This window comes from uncultured Paracoccus sp., from assembly GCF_945915435.1.
Taxonomy (GTDB): Bacteria; Pseudomonadota; Alphaproteobacteria; order Rhodobacterales; family Rhodobacteraceae; genus Paracoccus.
In genome coordinates this window covers 38,809-54,256 of sequence record NZ_CAMEFG010000007.1, presented here as the reverse complement: position 1 = coordinate 54,256, position 15,448 = coordinate 38,809, and the positions used below count along the sequence as shown (strand labels likewise).

18 protein-coding genes are annotated in these 15,448 nt (G+C 66.8%); 3 read left to right on the top strand and 15 right to left on the bottom strand.

What is annotated here, in order from left to right:
• Positions 1-82 precede the first annotated feature (82 nt).
• The gene (locus tag Q0O97_RS04110) at positions 83-412 is read left to right on the top strand and encodes a hypothetical protein (protein WP_294925250.1); all 330 of its coding nucleotides are present in this window, start codon (positions 83-85) and stop codon (positions 410-412) included.
• A 7-nt stretch (positions 413-419) separates the two neighbouring features.
• Here the strand turns inward: Q0O97_RS04110 and Q0O97_RS04105 are convergent, their stop codons facing one another.
• Entirely contained in the window at positions 420-794 is a 375-nt protein-coding gene (locus Q0O97_RS04105) for a DUF393 domain-containing protein (RefSeq protein WP_294925247.1), read from the bottom strand.
• 120 nt (positions 795-914) lie between these two features.
• Here Q0O97_RS04105 and Q0O97_RS04100 point away from each other — a divergent pair, with 120 nt between their 5' ends.
• A complete protein-coding gene (locus Q0O97_RS04100) occupies positions 915-2,330 on the top strand; it encodes an HTTM domain-containing protein (RefSeq protein WP_294925244.1) in 1,416 nt (471 codons plus the stop codon).
• 99 nt (positions 2,331-2,429) lie between these two features.
• On the opposite strand, the gene pheT is transcribed toward Q0O97_RS04100, so the two are convergent.
• The 9 genes from pheT to pyk all read right to left on the bottom strand — a co-directional run bounded on the left by pheT (position 2,430) and on the right by pyk (position 10,807).
• A complete protein-coding gene (gene pheT, locus Q0O97_RS04095; protein WP_294925241.1) occupies positions 2,430-4,817 on the bottom strand; it encodes a phenylalanine--tRNA ligase subunit beta in 2,388 nt (795 codons plus the stop codon).
• A complete protein-coding gene (locus tag Q0O97_RS04090; RefSeq protein ID WP_294925239.1) occupies positions 4,814-5,311 on the bottom strand; it encodes a hypothetical protein in 498 nt (165 codons plus the stop codon). The genes pheT and Q0O97_RS04090 overlap by 4 nt, the downstream gene beginning before the upstream one ends.
• Entirely contained in the window at positions 5,308-6,381 is a 1,074-nt protein-coding gene (gene pheS, locus Q0O97_RS04085; RefSeq protein WP_294925336.1) for a phenylalanine--tRNA ligase subunit alpha, read from the bottom strand. The genes Q0O97_RS04090 and pheS overlap by 4 nt, the downstream gene beginning before the upstream one ends.
• A 77-nt stretch (positions 6,382-6,458) precedes the next feature.
• On the bottom strand, positions 6,459-6,797 hold the full coding sequence (locus Q0O97_RS04080; protein WP_294925236.1) for an arsenate reductase family protein: 339 nt from the start codon (positions 6,795-6,797) through the stop codon (positions 6,459-6,461).
• Between the two features lie 52 nt (positions 6,798-6,849).
• Complete coding sequence (locus tag Q0O97_RS04075; RefSeq protein ID WP_294925233.1) at positions 6,850-8,151, bottom strand: cytochrome P450; 1,302 nt, start codon at positions 8,149-8,151, stop codon at positions 6,850-6,852.
• Between the two features lie 236 nt (positions 8,152-8,387).
• Positions 8,388-8,747, bottom strand: a complete 360-nt coding sequence (gene rplT, locus Q0O97_RS04070) for a 50S ribosomal protein L20 (protein WP_294925230.1) — start codon at positions 8,745-8,747, stop codon at positions 8,388-8,390.
• A 15-nt stretch (positions 8,748-8,762) separates the two neighbouring features.
• A complete protein-coding gene (gene rpmI / locus Q0O97_RS04065) occupies positions 8,763-8,963 on the bottom strand; it encodes a 50S ribosomal protein L35 (protein WP_294925228.1) in 201 nt (66 codons plus the stop codon).
• Between the two features lie 110 nt (positions 8,964-9,073).
• On the bottom strand, positions 9,074-9,322 hold the full coding sequence (locus Q0O97_RS04060) for a hypothetical protein (protein ID WP_294925225.1): 249 nt from the start codon (positions 9,320-9,322) through the stop codon (positions 9,074-9,076).
• A gap of 39 nt (positions 9,323-9,361) precedes the next feature.
• On the bottom strand, positions 9,362-10,807 hold the full coding sequence (pyk, locus tag Q0O97_RS04055) for a pyruvate kinase (RefSeq protein ID WP_294925222.1): 1,446 nt from the start codon (positions 10,805-10,807) through the stop codon (positions 9,362-9,364).
• Between the two features lie 135 nt (positions 10,808-10,942).
• Between pyk and Q0O97_RS04050 the strand changes: the two genes are divergently transcribed.
• On the top strand, positions 10,943-11,683 hold the full coding sequence (locus Q0O97_RS04050) for an N-formylglutamate amidohydrolase (protein ID WP_294925220.1): 741 nt from the start codon (positions 10,943-10,945) through the stop codon (positions 11,681-11,683).
• On the opposite strand, the gene Q0O97_RS04045 is transcribed toward Q0O97_RS04050, so the two are convergent.
• From Q0O97_RS04045 to Q0O97_RS04025, 5 genes are all read right to left on the bottom strand, one after another.
• Entirely contained in the window at positions 11,680-12,147 is a 468-nt protein-coding gene (locus Q0O97_RS04045) for an ABZJ_00895 family protein (protein WP_294925217.1), read from the bottom strand. The genes Q0O97_RS04050 and Q0O97_RS04045 overlap by 4 nt on opposite strands.
• Positions 12,148-12,262: 115 nt before the next feature.
• On the bottom strand, positions 12,263-12,748 hold the full coding sequence (locus Q0O97_RS04040) for an ABZJ_00895 family protein (RefSeq protein ID WP_294925214.1): 486 nt from the start codon (positions 12,746-12,748) through the stop codon (positions 12,263-12,265).
• A 92-nt stretch (positions 12,749-12,840) separates the two neighbouring features.
• Entirely contained in the window at positions 12,841-15,045 is a 2,205-nt protein-coding gene (locus Q0O97_RS04035; RefSeq protein WP_294925211.1) for a primosomal protein N', read from the bottom strand.
• Positions 15,046-15,168 (bottom strand): hypothetical protein, encoded by a 123-nt coding sequence (locus tag Q0O97_RS04030; RefSeq protein WP_294925208.1) that lies wholly within the window; start codon positions 15,166-15,168, stop codon positions 15,046-15,048.
• A gap of 17 nt (positions 15,169-15,185) precedes the next feature.
• A complete protein-coding gene (locus tag Q0O97_RS04025) occupies positions 15,186-15,320 on the bottom strand; it encodes a hypothetical protein (RefSeq protein ID WP_294925206.1) in 135 nt (44 codons plus the stop codon).
• Positions 15,321-15,448 lie beyond the last annotated feature (128 nt).

The following is a 15,448-nucleotide window of genomic DNA, read 5'->3' as shown; positions in this document are numbered from 1 at the left end:
CGGGCGGGGGGAATAACCCCGTCCCCGGCGCGTCCTACCCCATGCAGCCGCCAAGGGCTGTCTTGCGAAAGGACCCAAAGCCATGAAAGCCGGAAACAAGATGCTGGCAGCCGCCCTGACGGCGGCGATCGCCCTGCCGGGGGCGGCGATGGCCGAGGACCCGGTCAACCGCTTCATCGGCGGCGTGATCGGCCCGGCACTGGGCATCAAGTGGAACGACGGCCACCGCCATCAGGCCCGCCACTGGCATGACGACGATGACGACGGATGGCGCAGGCGCGGCTTTTCGCGCCACGATGACGACGACGACGGGCGGCGCAGGCACGGTGGGCGCAGCTTTCACCGCCATCACGACGACGATGACGACGGACCGCGCCGTGGCCGCAGTCGCCACCACGACGACGACGATTGAGGCGCGCCTAGCGGATCGGCTTGCGCCCAAGCAGGCGCAGCACGAGGCCCCGGCCCGCGCGCAGGAAGGGATAGACCACCTTCGCGCGGCGGGGCGATTTCATCACCGCGCGCAGGATGCCGCCATCCGCCGACAGCACCGACAGGATCCGCATCGCATCCGCCCCGTGATAGAGCGTCCCGCCATAGCGCACCGCCATGCCGGCGTTCAGGTCCACCCCCGCATCCTTCAGCGCACCGACCCGCACGTCGTCCGAGCGCGCATCGATCAACTCGACCCGGCCCACAGCCTCGCGCAGGCGCAGCAGGCGCACATAGGCGCTGCAAAACGGGCATTCCCCGTCGTAGAAAACCAGCATTTCCTTGCCGTTGGGCGCGTCCATATCCGTCTTTCCCGCATCCGGCCCCTTGCAAATCCGTCCGATTTTCGGCTTGACGGGAACAACAAGGCCCATGCGGCACAATATATGCCGCATCGGCCCGATTGACAGAAGGAAAGGCAGATGAGCGAAAACACACTGGGAAACCGTGCCCGCGCATTCGGCGACCGGCTGGCCAGCCACGTCCCCGCGCAGTCGCTGGCGATGTTCCGTATCCTGTTCGGCCTGCTGATCCTGTGGGACTTCTGGCGCTTCATGGTCCATCTGCGGATCTGGCGCTATTGGGTCGAGCCTGATTTCCACTTCCATTATCCCGGCTTTTCCTGGGTCGGCGCACCCTCGCTGATGCAGGCGGAACTTGGCTGGCTGGTCCTTGGGCTGCTGGCGCTGATGGTGACGCTGGGGCTGTTCTACCGGGTCAGCGTCGTCGCGCTGACGGTGCTTTTCGCCTATTTCTTCCTGATCGACTCGGCGGAATACCTCAATCACTTCTACCTGGTGCTGCTGTATCTGATCCTGCTGTGCTTCATGCCTGCCGCGCGGATCTGGTCGCTGGATGCGCTGATCGCCCGCAAGCGCGGGCGCGAGGGCGTGCGGACGGTGCCCTATGCCAACGTCTTCATGCTGCGCGCACAGACCGAGATCATGCTGGTCTACGCCGGGCTGGTCAAGCTGACCCCCGACTGGCTGGCGGGCGAGCCTTTGGGCATCTGGATGCGCAACCGCGTGGAAGGCCAGTGGTTCGAGCCGCTTTTCCAATACGACTGGATCATCATCGCGGCCTGCTGGTCGGTGATCGCGCTGCATGTGCTGGGCGCGCCCCTGCTGCTGTGGCGCAAGACGCGGCTGGCCGTCTTCCTGATCTATGCCGTCTTCCACATCGGCAATGCGTGGTCCTTCAACATCGGCATCTTCCCCTGGATGACGATCGCGGCGACGACGATCTTCTTCGATCCCGACTGGCCCTCGCGCCTGATGCGCCGGGCAAGGGTCGCGGACACCCCGCCGCCGGTCGCGCGCCCACTGCCCAAGGCGGTGCTGGCGGGCATGGCGATCTGGATCGCGGTGCAGCTTTTCCTGCCCGTTCGCGGCGTCTTCTTCGATTCCGAAATCCGGTGGAGCGGGGACGGCCACCGCTATTCCTGGCGGATGCGCATCTACGACCGGCAGGCCGTGGGCCATTTCATCGTCACCGACCGCCAGACCGGGCAGGTCTGGAACGTGGACCCCGACGACTACCTGACCCGCCGCCAGACCAGCAAGATGATCGTGCGCGCCGACATGATCCACCAGTTCGCCAACCACCTGGCCGACATCTGGCGGGCCGAGGGGCGCGACGTATCCGTCCATGCGGATATCTGCAAATCGCTGAACGGGCGGCCCTGCCAGCCCTATATCGACCCCGAGGTGGATCTGACGCAGGTCCGCATCAACCCCTTCGCCGCCGATCCCTGGGTGCTGCCGCTGGAAATCCCCGTCTGGGGCGTGGCCGACAACCGCGACGGTCCCTGGGGCCGGGTGCCGGGCGACGACAGCTAGGTCCTGCCCCCGGACCTGCCAAGGAAAACGGCCCGCGCATGTGGCGCGGGCCGTTTCGTTTCCGGCCGGTTTCGCGGGCTGTTCGGATCAGCCCCCCGATCAGCCCCGCAGGGTGCCGCCGGTGGCCTTGCCGACTTTTTCGACGATCTTCGCGCTGACCGCCTCGATCTCGGCATCGGTCAGGGTCTTGTCTTTCGGTTGCAGGCGGGCGGTGATGGCGATGGACTTTTTGCCGCCTTCCAGCCCGGTGAACTGGTCGAAGACCGTCACCCGCTCGATCAGCGCCTTGTCGGCACCGGCGGCGGCATTGACCAGCGCCATCGCCTCGACCCCGCCATCGACGACGAAGGCAAAGTCGCGCTCGACCGCTTGCAGGTCCGACAGCGCCAAGGCGGGACGCGAGGGCGTGCGGCTTTTCGGCAGCGGGATGTTCGCGATGCGGATGGTGAAGCCGACCGCCGCGCCCTTGATACCGAAATGGCGCAGGATGCGGGGGTGAACCTCGCCGAATGTCGCTAGCACGTTGGGACCCAGCGCGACATTGCCCGCACGGCCCGGATGCCACCAGCCGTCCAGCTTGCGGTTGATCTGCGATTTCGCGGGCGCGCCGATGGCTTGCAGGATCGCCTCGGCATCGGCCTTGGCGTCGTAGATATCGACCTTGCGGCGGCTGCCATAGGGGTCGCGCGCAGCACTATGGCCGACCAGCAGGCCGGACAGGTGCAGCCCCTGCTCACCCGGCTCGCCACCCGAAAACACCGGGCCGCATTCGAACAGCGCCAGATCGGCAAAGCCGCGCGCCTGGTTGCGCGCCGCAGCCGCCAGCAGGCCGGGCAGCAGGTCGGGGCGCAGGTGGGTCATCTCGCTGCTGATCGGGTTTTCGATCCGCACGGCGTCGGACCCACCGCCGAACAGCGCCGCCGCCTGAGCGTCGATGAAGCTGTAGGTCACGCATTCGTTATAGCCAAGCGCCGCCGCCATCCGCCGCGCCGCGCTTTCGCGGCGTTGCAGGGGCGTCAGCACGGGCTTGGGCACACCCGCCTGCGGACGCGGCAGGGGTTGGCCTTGCAGCTTGGTCAGGCTGGCGATGCGGGCGACCTCTTCGACCAGATCGGCGCTGCCCTGCACGTCGGGCCGCCAGCTTGGGACGAAAGCCTGATCGCCCTCCAGCCGGAAGCCCAGTGCCTCCAGCGTGGCGCGCTGCTCGGCCTCGGCGATTTCCATTCCCACAAGGCTGACGACGCGGGCCGGGTCCAGCTTGTAGCTGCGCGTGGTGTCGGGGACAGCGCCGGCGGTGACGACCTCGCCCGCCTCGCCCCCGCAAAGGTCCATCACCATCTGCGTCGCCATCTCCAGCCCCGGCAGGGTGAATGCGGGGTCGGCCCCGCGCTCGAACCGATAGCGCGCGTCGGAATTGATCTTGAGCGCGCGGCCCACGGTCGCCACGGCGATGGGGTCCCAATAGGCGCTTTCAAGGAAAACGCTGGTCGTGCCTTCGTCCGCCCCCGTTGTCTCGCCGCCCATGATCCCGGCGATGCTGACGGGACCGCTGTCATCGGCAATGACCATCATGCCGGGCGCGAAGGCATAGGTCTTGCCGTCCAGCGCCAGCATCTCCTCACCCTGACCCGAGGCGCGGATATGCAGATCGCCCCGCACCTTGGCCGCATCGAAGACATGCAGCGGGCGGTTGAGGTCGAAGGTGAAGAAGTTGGTGATATCGACCAGCGCATTGATCGGCCGCAGCCCGATGGCCACCAGCCGCTTTTGCAGCCATTCCGGCGACGGCCCGTTCCTGACGTTGCGGATCACGCGGCCGGTGAAGAAAGGCGCGCTCTCGGCCATGTCCGGCGCGATGCCGACCTTGACGGGCGAGGCGAAGGCCCCCGGAACCTCGATGTTTTTCAGCGGCTTGAGCCTGCCCAGCCCCCGCGCCGCCAGATCGCGCGCGATGCCGTGGACGCCAAGCGCATCGGGGCGGTTGGGGGTGATCTTGATCTCGATCACCGGATCGACCGCCTCGGGACGGTTCGCGGCCAGCCAATCGACGAAACGCTGCCCGACCTCGCCCGAGGGCAGTTCGATGATGCCGTCATGTTCATCCGACATCTGCATTTCGCGTTCCGAGGCCATCATGCCGTGGCTTTCCACGCCCCGGATCTTGCCGACGCTCAGCGTCAGGTCGATGCCGGGGACGTAATCGCCGGGCTTGGCCAGAACGACGGTGATCCCTTCGCGGGCATTGGGCGCGCCACAGACGATCTGCTTTTCGCCCTCATCCGTCATCACGCGGCAGACCCGCAGCCGGTCGGCATCGGGGTGCTGCTCGGCATGGACGACCTTGGCCAGCGTGAAGGGCGCCAGCGCACGCGCCGGATCGGTCACGCCTTCGACCTCAAGGCCAAGGTCAGTCAGCGCCTCGGTGATCTGGTCCAGCGTGGCGTCGGTATCGAGATGCTCTTTGAGCCAGGAGAGGGTGAATTTCATAGCGACCCTTTTAGATGGTCACGGATCCATTTCCGAAGCGGAATTGTGGAAACGTGGTTGCTTGATATGCCCTTGTTGGTTAGGTCGAGCAATTCAGCTATTGTTTTCGTTAGCTTGTCGACATGCTCGGCTGGGATTTTCTGGTTTCTCTTGCTAATAAGAGATATGAAAGTGCGCAATCCTCGTTGACGTATTTCGTCACGCTCTTCGTGGAAGGGGCGCAGCGCAACATTTAAGTCTATGAGCTTTTTCGCCGCCTTGCACTCCCCTACGGAAATCAGTGCGACGACGAGGTTGGTTATCTCGTTTTCTTGAGATAGAACCATGTCGTATAAGCGATTTGTGCTGCTGATTAACTCAGAAACCTTCCAGTAGAGTGCTCTCTTTTCTCTCGCAATTTCGTTGTCACGATCAATCTGTTTCTGCCAAGGATAAATCACCACGGCAATGAATATTGCGGTGGAGGCGGCGATGATTGCCGCAATTACACTCACCGCGACAACCCACCGCTCACACTAGGCACATCCCCCGCCGCGAACCCGTAATGTCGCAGCCAGCGCAAATCGCTTTCAAAGAACGCGCGCAGATCGGGGATGCCGTATTTCAGCATCGCGATGCGGTCGATGCCCATGCCGAAGGCGAAGCCTTGCCATTCCTCGGGGTCGATGCCGCCTGCGGCCAGCACCTTGGGGTGGACCATGCCGCTGCCCAGGATCTCCAGCCACGATTCGCCCTGCCCGATGGTCAGCTTGCCGCCTTCCCATGAACAGCGGATATCGACCTCGGCCGACGGCTCAGTAAAGGGGAAGTGACTGGCGCGGAAGCGCAGCTCGACCTCATCGACCTCGAAAAAGGCGCGGCAGAATTCTTCCAGCGTCCATTTCAGGTTGGCCATCGAGATGCCCTTGCCAAGCGCCAGCCCCTCGACCTGGTGGAACATCGGCGTGTGGGTCTGGTCCATGTCCATGCGATAGACGCGGCCCGGACAGATCACGCGGATCGGCGCGCCGGTTTCCTGCATCGCGCGGATCTGGACGGGCGAGGTATGGGTGCGCAGCACATGCGGTGGGCGGTTGTCACCGTCCGCGCGGGCCATGAAGAAGGTGTCGTGTTCCTGCCGCGCCGGATGTTCGGGCGGGATGTTCAGCGCATCGAAGTTGAACCAGTCGCTTTCGACCTGCGGCCCCTCGGCCACGGCGAAACCCATGTCGGCGAAGATCGCGGTCACTTCCTCGGTCACCTGGCTGACCGGGTGGATCGAACCTTCGCGGCGCGGGCGGCCCGGCAGGGTGACGTCCAGCCATTCGTCTTTCAGCCGCGCGTCCAGCGCCGCATCCTCCAGCCCCTGGCGGCGGGCGCGCAGGGCGGCGTCGATCTCATCCTTCAGGCGGTTCAGCGCGGCGCCGGTAGTCTGGCGCTCTTCGGGCGTCATCCGGCCCAGTTCCTTCATGCGCCCGCTGATCTCGCCCTTCTTGCCAAGGGCGGCGAGGCGGACCTGTTCAAGCGCCTCGGGGTCGGCGGCGTTCAGGATACGGTCGAGATAGCTCTGGCGAAGGGCGTCGATGTCGGACATGGGCATATTCCTGTGGTTCCCGCGCCGATTAGCACGGGCGGGACCGGGGGAAAAGACTTGGGCGATGGTTAGAAGGTCTCGCGCACCGCCTCGATGGGGCGGCAGAGGCGGGTGCCGCCGGGGCCGCAGACAAAAGGACGCTCGACCAGCAGCGGGTTCTGGATCATCGCGGACAGGATGGCGTCGTCATCCGCGCCGATCAGGCCGCGCTCGGCGGCGTCGGTGCCCTTGGTCCGCAGGGCCTGCGCAGGCGTCAAATCAGCCGCCGCGAAAAGGCCCAGAAGCTGGCCGCGCGTCCAGCCTTCCTTGGCATAGTCGATGACGATGGGGGCGTGCCCCTCGGCGCGGATCAGTTCCAGCACCTTGCGCGAGGTCGAGCAGGTCGGTTTGTGGTAGATGACGATCATGGGGCCTCCGGGCTTTCGCGGCAGGGTGGCGCAAACGGGGACGGAAGGCAATTCAGCGCGGGGTGACGCGCAGCCAGACGCCGCCATGCGGGCGCAAGGTCAGGATCATGCGCGGGTCGGGATGGCGGTCGGTCGTCTCGAATCGCAACCGGGCAAGCAGGCTGGCAAGGATGATGACCGCCTCTTGCAGCGCGAAGCTGGCGCCGATGCAGATGCGCGGCCCCGCACCAAAGGGCAGGAAGGCGAAGCGGTCGCGCGTGATGCCCGGCGCGAAACGGTCGGGGTCGAAGCGGTCGGGGTCGTCCCACAGCATATGATGGCGATGCAGCGCATAGATCGGCAGCAGGACGGTGTCGCCGGGCCGGATCTCGCGCCCGCAAAGCGTGTCGGGGGCGCGGGCGGTGCGCGACAGAAAGGCGGCGGGGGGATAGAGGCGCAGCGTTTCCTCGACGATCTGGCGGATATAGGACAGGCGCGGCAGGTCGGCGGCGGTCGCGCAGCGATCGCCCAGGACCGCGCGCGCCTCGATGGCCGCGCGGGACTGGACCCCCGGATCGAAGGCCAGAAGGTAGAGCGCCCAAGCCAACGTCAGGGCGGTCGTTTCGTGCCCCGCGACGATGAAGGTCAGAAGGTTGTCGCGCAACTCGGGCGGGGTCATGCGGCGGCCCGTTTCGGGGTCCTCGCCCGTGCGCAGAAGGTCGAGCAGGTCGGGCACGGGGCGCGGCCCGGCCCTGGCGCGGGCGCGGATCGCATCATCGGCGACGCGCTTCGTCTCGCGCAGGCGGCGGGTCGAGAAGAGGCGTCCGGGGCGGGGTATCCAGCGCGGCATTCCCATGACGTCCAGCACCGAGATGCGGGCGGTCCCCGCGATATAGCTTTCGATGGCGGCATGGACCGCATCGCGTTCGAACCCCTGCCCGCCCGAGAATGTGACGTCCGAGATGACGTCGAAGGTCGCCGCGACCATTTCCGCAAAGACATCGACGGGGCCGGTTTGGGTCGACAGGCGGCGCAGGCTGGCCTCGGCGGCGGCGGACATGACGGGGCCAAGCGCCTCGACATTGCGCTGCGCGAAGGCGGGCGCGGCGGCGAGGCGCTGCCAGCGCCAATGCGCGCCCTCGGCCACGAACATCGACTGGCCGACGGCGGGTTCGAGGATCAGCCGCGCGACCAGCGATTTCGGATAATCCTCGACCCGGTCCTTGAACACGCGGGCCAGTGCGCCGGGGTCCATGACCATGTGCCAGCGCACCCCCGTCCGCCCTGAGACCATCGGCTGGCGGGTGGCAAGTTCGGGGATGAGTTCCAGCACGTTGCGCCGCGCGGTGATGGCGCTTCGGACAGGGCCCATCATCCGGCGGTTCAGGGCCACGCGCGGGGGATATGGGCTTGTTGGCTGATCGGTCGGCATATCGTGAAACCCTGCGGACAAGGTGCGGGTTCCGGGCACCTTTGGCAAGGCCGCGCGGGTTGCGGCGTCGGAATGGGTATTTGGATGATGAAGAAAGGGCGGGGGTCGCCCTGGAGGGCGGCATGAAAAAACCCGCGCAAGGGGGCGCGGGTTTCGTGGCTGCGGGCCTTGGCCTGGGATCAGGCGGCGGCTTTCGCCTTTTCGACGATCGCGCCGAAAGCTTCGGGTTCGTGGACGGCCAGGTCGGCCAGGACCTTGCGGTCGACCTCGATCCCGGCTTTCGTCAGCGCGGCGATGAAACGCGAATAGGTCAGCGCGGGGTCGATGGCGCGGACGGCGGCGTTGATGCGCTGGATCCACAGGGCGCGGAAGTTGCGCTTGCGGTTCTTGCGGTCGCGGGTCGCGTATTGGTTGGCCTTGTCGACGGCCTGGGTCGCGGTGCGGAAGTTGCGCGAACGGGCGCCGTAATAGCCCTTGGCCGCGTCGATGACCTTCTTGTGGCGGGCGTGGGTGACTTTACCCGATTTGACTCGTGCCATGTCCGGTTCTCCTTCTTAGCGGTTATAGGGCATGTATTTCTTGACGATCTTCGTATCCGCATCGGACAGGATCATGGTCCCGGTCACGTCGCGGATGAATTTCGTCGAGCGCTTGATCATGCCGTGGCGCTTGCCCGCGGGACCGGCCTTGACCTTGCCCGTGGCGGTGAAAGAGAACCGCTTTTTCGCGGCGGCCTTGGTCTTCATCTTCGGCATTTTACTCTCCTTGCGGTCAGAGTGAACGCGCGACTCGGCAATGCCAATCGGCCGGACGCGCGGGATTGAAGCGTTGCCCATAGACCGCAACGCGCGAAATTGCAAGCGGCTTATGGTGCCGCGGCATCGGTTCCCGGCGGCAGCGGTTTATCCGCAAGCAGGCGCTGCCAGGCGTCCAGCACCTGCTGCGGGCCGACGGCTGCGGGGCGCAGCCAGGCCGCGCCGAACAGCAACGCCAGGCCCAGCACCAGGGTGATCGCGGCAACACGCGGCGCGCGGGTCTGCGCGACCGACACGACCGCCAGCACGACCGAGATCGCGCAAAGGGCCGAACCGGCCAGCAACATCAGATCGATCATGCCCCTCCCTTCCTTCGCGGCGGCGCTGCCCCGAGGGGTTTATTCGGGGTCGGTGCTGTAGATCAAGCGTTCGTCGCAAGGCGCCACCCGCAGGATGTTGGTCGAGCCGGAGGTCTTGAACGGCACCCCCGCAATCACCGCGATCTGTTGGGTTTCATTGGCAAATCCGAATTCGCGGGCGGCGCGGGCGGCGTTGACGACCGCCTGCTTGAAGCGTTCCAGTTCCGGCGTGCGCACGCAATGGGCGCCCCAGATCAGGCACAGCCTGCGCAGGATGTTTTCCTCGTGGCACATGGCGATGATGGGCACGCGCGGACGTTCGCGGGCGGTCAGGCGGACGGTGGTGCCCGATTGGGTGAAGGCGCAGATGGCGGTGATGTCGGTCGTTTCCGCCACCTCGCGCGCGGCGCCGACGATGGCATCGGCCACCGACTGCCGCTTGACGTTGCGAGAGCTTTCGACGATCTCGCGATAGGTCGGGTCGCTTTCGACGGAACGCGCGACGCTGTCCATCGTCAGCACCGCCTCGACAGGCCAGGTGCCGGCGGCGCTTTCGGCCGAGAGCATCACCGCATCGGCGCCCTCGTAGATCGCGGTTGCGACGTCGCTGACCTCGGCGCGGGTGGGCATGGGGCTGGTGATCATCGATTCCAGCATCTGCGTCGCCACGATCACCGGCTTGGCCGCCGCGCGGCAGGCGCGGACCAGCCGCTTCTGGATCGGCGGCACGGAATGGACCGGCAGTTCGACCCCCAGGTCGCCCCGTGCCACCATGATCCCGTCCGAAACCTTGAGGATTTCCGCAAAGGACCGCACGGCGGCGGGCTTTTCGATCTTGGACAAGATCGCGGCGCGGCCACGGGCAAGGCTGCGGGCCTCGACCACATCCTCGGGGCGCTGGACGAAGGACAGGGCCAGCCAGTCGACGCCCATTTCACATGCGAATTCAAGATCTTCGCGGTCCTTGTCGGAAAGCGCGGCGACGGGCAGCACGACATCGGGCACGTTCACGCCCTTGCGGTTCGAGATGACACCCCCCACCGTCACCACGCAATCGGCGAAATCGGGTCCGCAATCGCGCACCTGCAAACGGATCTTGCCGTCGTTGACCAGCAGGTTCGAGCCTTTTTCCAGCGCGGCGAAGATTTCGGGATGGGGCAGTTCGACCCGGTGCGCATCGCCCGGCGCGGGGTCCAGGTCGAAACGGAACGGCTCGCCCTCATGCAGGTCATGCGCACCTTCGGCAAAGGTGCCCACGCGCAGCTTCGGCCCTTGCAGATCGGCCAGCACGGCGATGGGGCGGCCCGTTTCGGCCTCGATCCGGCGGATGATGTCGAAACGCGCGCGCTGTTCGTCATGGGTGCCGTGGCTCATGTTCAGGCGGAAGACGTCGGCCCCGGCCTCGAACAGCGCCTTGATGGTTTCGTGGTCGCTGGAGGCTGGCCCCAATGTCGCTACGATCTTGACCTTGCGATGCCGTCTCATCCGGTTTCCCCCATCAGCTCATGTTTGCGCTATCTGCCGCCATCTATGGCCCATTGCAACCCCGGCGGCAACTGGTGCATCAGGCAATAGCCACACAAAACTACCGCGATACCCTGAAGAAAGCGTAAAGCGAACATGACAGAAATGCCATTTTTCACCTTGGGCGAGGATCGTCCGTCGCGATGGCTGGTCACTTGCGATCATGCCGCCAACCATGTGCCGGACTGGGTGGCCGGGGGCGATCTGGGTATCGAGCCTGCGGACATGGCGCGCCACATCGCCTATGACGTGGGCGCGGCGGGGCTGGCGCGGGAACTGGCAGCACGGCTGGATGCGCCCGCGATCCTGTCGAATTTCTCGCGCCTGGTGATCGACCCCAACCGGGGCGAGGACGACCCGACCCTGCTGATGCGGCTTTACGACGGGACGGTGATTCCCGCCAACCGCGACCTTGGCCACGATGGGCGCGAGCAGCGGCTGAGCCGCCTCTACCGCCCCTATCACGCCGCCTATGCGCAGCTGGCGGCGGCACGGCCCGACCGGGCAATCTGCGCGATCCACAGCTTTACGCCCCGGCTGCGCGGCAGGCCGCAACGGCCCTGGCAGGTCGGCATCCTCTATTCGCATACCGACGAAAGGCTGGGTCCGCCGCTGATCGCGATGTGCCGCGAAAGGGGCTGGATCACCGGCGACAACGAACCCTACGGCGGCCATCTGGACGGCGATTCCATCGACCGCCACGCGCTGGCGCATGGCCGCCCCAACGTGCTGATCGAGATCCGCAACGACCTGATCCGCGACCCGTCCGGGCAACGCGAATGGGCCGACCGGCTGGCGGACCTGCTGGGCGGCGTGCTGGAACGGCTGGGGCTTTAGCCCTTCGCGGCGGCGCGTTCGATCTGCCTGGCGCCCTGGCGGATGCCCATCCCGAAACCCAGGCGGATCACCAGCAGATCCACCAGCCAGATCGCCGCGACGACAATGACCAGGATGGCCGTATCCCCGCGCACGTTTTCGCGCAACACGGCCATCGTCTCCGCCGAGGCGACGGCCACCGCCCCTTGCATCGCCACCGTCAGCACCGCGCACAGCACCGCGATCTTCCAGACGCGCCCGCCTGCGGGGCGGACCTTTTCGCGGCTGACCCACCCGCCCCCGGCGGACGAGGCGGCGACCAGCATCAGGATCAGGCCCATCGCCGCGCCCGGAAAGGCGATATCGAAGAAATGCGCCGAGACCTGGACAAGCAGGACATAGACCGCGACGCAGACGGCAAGCGCCAGCGCGTAATGCACGACCAGGCGCAGGGCGGATACGGGTTCGGGCAAGGGATTGGACATGAAAACCTCGGACAGCCGTTGAATGATCCGAGCAAAAGCACAGGCGCAGACAAATGCCAAGCACCCGTGCAATGCCCGGGATCCGATCCGCACCGAACCGGCGGATCGGGGAGTTTCAGCCTTTCGCCTGCCGGGCGGCGGCCGATTTCAGGCCCACGCGGATACCCAGCCAGAAACCGAAGCGCACCGTCAGGATATCGAACGCCAGCAGGATAAGGCTGACGGCGACAAGAAGGCCGCCCGGCTGCGCCGCGACCTCATGGCCGAATAGCGGATCGGCGACCATCACGGCATAGACCAGCCCGGCCTGAATCGCGAAGGTCGCCACCGCGCAAAGCAGGGTCGCGCCCCAGATGCGGCCCGAAGCGGGCCTGGCACGCTCGCGCTCGGCCCAGATCATTCCCGCCATCATGGCCGCGACGACCATCCCGACGGCGCCGCTCGTGCCGTCGATCTGGATGCCGAGATACATATCCGCGACAAAGATAAGCAGAAAGAGAAAGACACCCACGCCGACCAGACAGGCCAGATAGACCAACAGGATGCGCGTCGCGGTGGTGGGGCGCGGCTCGACCGGGGATGCGGGGGTTGAATCGGACATGGAAAACCTCGGGGTCATGCAAAACGGTGTAATGGTCATACAGATTTCGTCCCGAATGCCAAGGACGGGCCGTCCAAATCCTTGAAAACCGATCAGAAAAAGCTCTGCGGGTCGATATCGACCGACAGGCGCAGGTTCGGGGGCTGTTTCGGGGCGAATGCCAGCCAGTCGCGGATGGCAGCCTGCAAGGCGGCCTGCCGGTCGGCGCGGATCAGCATGCGAAAGCGGAAACGGCCCCGGACGCGGGCGATGGGGGCGGGGGCGGGGCCGTAAAGTTCGGCCCCTGCGCGGGCCAGCGGCGCGGCGCGGCGGGCGAGTTCGCGGGCGTAGCCCTCGACCGTGGCGGGATCGGGATGGGACAGGATCACGCCGGCCAGACGCCCGAAAGGGGGCATCCCGGCATGGCGGCGGGCGGCGGCCTCGGCGTTCCAGAAATCTTCGTCCTCGCCCGACAGGATGGCGCGGATGACGGGATGTTCGGGCTGGTGGGTCTGCAACAGCGCAACACCCTGCGCCCCGTCGCCTTCGCGCCCCGCCCGGCCCGCGACCTGCCGCATCAGTTGAAAGCTGCGTTCCGCCGCGCGCAGGTCGGCGCCTTGCAGGCCCAGGTCGGCGTCGATCACGCCCACCAGTGTCAGGCGCGGGAAATTGTGCCCCTTGGCGACGATCTGCGTGCCGATGATGATGTCGGTATCGCCCGCGCCGATCCGGGCGATCGCCTCCTTCAGCGCCCGCGCCGAATGGAACAGGTCCGAGGACAGCACCTCGGCCCGCGCATCGGGGAAACGGGCCGCCACCTCTTCGGCCAGGCGCTCGACGCCGGGGCCGACGGCGGCCAGCTTGCCCTCGACCCCGCAGGCGGGGCAGGCGGTGGGGATCGGCTTCGTCTCGCCGCATTGGTGGCAGACGAGGCGGTTCTGGAAGCGGTGTTCCACCATGCGCGCGTCGCAATGGTCGCAGCCGATCTGCTGGCCGCAGGCGCGGCAGACGGTGACGGGCGCATAGCCGCGCCGGTTCAGGAACAAGAGCGACTGCTCACCCCGTTTCAGCCGCGCCCGCACCGCCCCGGCAAGCGTGGGCGAGATCCATTCGCCCGACCCCATCCGCTGCGCGCGCAGGTCGATGGCCGCCATTTCCGGCAGTTCCGCCCCACCATAGCGCGCGCGCAGGTCAAGCCGCGCATATTTCCCGCTGGCCGCGTTCACCCAGCTTTCGATGGAAGGCGTGGCCGAGGCCAGGACCACCTGCGCCTGTTCGATGGATGCGCGCAGAACCGCCATGTCGCGGGCGCTGTAGAAGACGCCATCCTCTTGTTTATAGGACGAATCATGTTCCTCATCCACGACGATCAGGCCAAGGTCGGCAAAGGGCAGGAACAGCGCCGAGCGCGCGCCGACGACAAGCTGGACCTGCGCCCGCCCGGCCATCTGCCACAGCCGCCGCCGCTCGGTCCGGGTGATGCCCGAGTGCCATTCGCCGGGGCGCGCGCCGAAACGCGCCTCGACCCGGTCCAGGAATTCCGAGGACAGCGCGATTTCAGGCAGCAGCACCAGCGCCTGCCGACCCTGGCGCAGGCATTCGGCGACGGCCTCAAGGTAAACCTCGGTCTTGCCCGAGCCGGTGACGCCGCGCAGAAGCGTGGTGCCATAGGCGCGCCCAGCCAGACCGGCGCGCAGCACCGCCGCCGCCTGCGCCTGATCGGGGGCCAGCGGCTTGCCGGGCAGCGCGGGGTCCAGCCGGGGATAGGGCGTGTCGCGGGGCGCCAGCGTCTCGGCCAGGGTGCCCGCGGCGACCAGCCCCTTGACGACGCCGGGCCCGACCCCGGCCATCTGCGCCAGTTCCGAGGGCGCAAAACCCGCCCCGCCGTGGTCCTCGATGACGCGCAGGACGGCGGCGCGCGCCTCGGTCATGCGCTCGGGCGGGGGGCCTGCGCGGTGGATCACACGGCGCGCGGCGGCGGGCTTGTCCAGATCGGGCGCGCGGGTCGCCATGCGCAGCATCAGGGGCATGGGCGTCAGCGTGTATTCGCCCATGCGCGTCAGGAAATCCATCATCCGGGGGGTCAGCGGCTCGGCCTCGACCAGCCTTGCGACGGGGCGCAGCTTGGCGGCGTCGAAGCCGCCCAGCCCCTCGCCCCAGACCGCGCCCATGATCCGGCGCGGACCCAGCGGGACGACGACCAACTGCCCCAGCCGGACCCCGCCTTCGGGGGCAAGGTAGTCCAGCACCCCCACCGGCTCGCCCGTCAGGACGGCGATGCGGTGGCCGTGGGGAAAGAAAAGCGGCGCCGGGGTCATTCAGGCAAGCAGGAACACCAGCCCCTGCCGGATCGCATGATCGGCCAGCGCCAGCACCACCAGCCCGCCGACAGGGACGGGCGGAATCGTCGCCACAAGCACCGCCGCAATCATCGTGACCATGAACCCGTCCTTTCGCCTCAGATCCCGCCCACCAGCGTGAAATAGCTGGCCGCGCCGATCACGGCGACCGGCATGACGGGGCCGAGAACGCTCATCAAGAACCCGTTGGCGAAAAGCAGGGCCATTATTTCCCCGCCGCTGACCGCTTCCATCGCATCACCTTTCCCTTGGACGCATGGCGCGGATTCTGGCACGCCGCGCCATGCACCCGCAACCCATGCGATGCCCTTCACCCGCGCGGGGATCTGCGGTAAGGATGGCACGAATTCGTAAACAAAAG

Excerpts from the sequence above, each read along its gene's own strand:
- Q0O97_RS04110 (WP_294925250.1), top strand. The coding sequence starts at position 83 with ATGAAAGCCGGAAACAAGATGCTGGCAGCCGCCCTGACGGCGGCGATC.
- Q0O97_RS04105 (WP_294925247.1), bottom strand. The coding sequence starts at position 794 with ATGGACGCGCCCAACGGCAAGGAAATGCTGGTTTTCTACGACGGGGAA.
- Q0O97_RS04100 (WP_294925244.1), top strand. The coding sequence starts at position 915 with ATGAGCGAAAACACACTGGGAAACCGTGCCCGCGCATTCGGCGACCGG.
- pheT (WP_294925241.1), bottom strand. The coding sequence starts at position 4,817 with ATGAAATTCACCCTCTCCTGGCTCAAAGAGCATCTCGATACCGACGCC.
- Q0O97_RS04080 (WP_294925236.1), bottom strand. The coding sequence starts at position 6,797 with ATGATCGTCATCTACCACAAACCGACCTGCTCGACCTCGCGCAAGGTG.
- Q0O97_RS04075 (WP_294925233.1), bottom strand. The coding sequence starts at position 8,151 with ATGATGGGCCCTGTCCGAAGCGCCATCACCGCGCGGCGCAACGTGCTG.
- rplT (WP_294925230.1), bottom strand. The coding sequence starts at position 8,747 with ATGGCACGAGTCAAATCGGGTAAAGTCACCCACGCCCGCCACAAGAAG.
- rpmI (WP_294925228.1), bottom strand. The coding sequence starts at position 8,963 with ATGCCGAAGATGAAGACCAAGGCCGCCGCGAAAAAGCGGTTCTCTTTC.
- Q0O97_RS04060 (WP_294925225.1), bottom strand. The coding sequence starts at position 9,322 with ATGATCGATCTGATGTTGCTGGCCGGTTCGGCCCTTTGCGCGATCTCG.
- pyk (WP_294925222.1), bottom strand. The coding sequence starts at position 10,807 with ATGAGACGGCATCGCAAGGTCAAGATCGTAGCGACATTGGGGCCAGCC.
- Q0O97_RS04050 (WP_294925220.1), top strand. The coding sequence starts at position 10,943 with ATGACAGAAATGCCATTTTTCACCTTGGGCGAGGATCGTCCGTCGCGA.
- Q0O97_RS04045 (WP_294925217.1), bottom strand. The coding sequence starts at position 12,147 with ATGTCCAATCCCTTGCCCGAACCCGTATCCGCCCTGCGCCTGGTCGTG.
- Q0O97_RS04040 (WP_294925214.1), bottom strand. The coding sequence starts at position 12,748 with ATGTCCGATTCAACCCCCGCATCCCCGGTCGAGCCGCGCCCCACCACC.
- Q0O97_RS04035 (WP_294925211.1), bottom strand. The coding sequence starts at position 15,045 with ATGACCCCGGCGCCGCTTTTCTTTCCCCACGGCCACCGCATCGCCGTC.
- Q0O97_RS04030 (WP_294925208.1), bottom strand. The coding sequence starts at position 15,168 with ATGGTCACGATGATTGCGGCGGTGCTTGTGGCGACGATTCCGCCCGTC.
- Q0O97_RS04025 (WP_294925206.1), bottom strand. The coding sequence starts at position 15,320 with ATGGAAGCGGTCAGCGGCGGGGAAATAATGGCCCTGCTTTTCGCCAAC.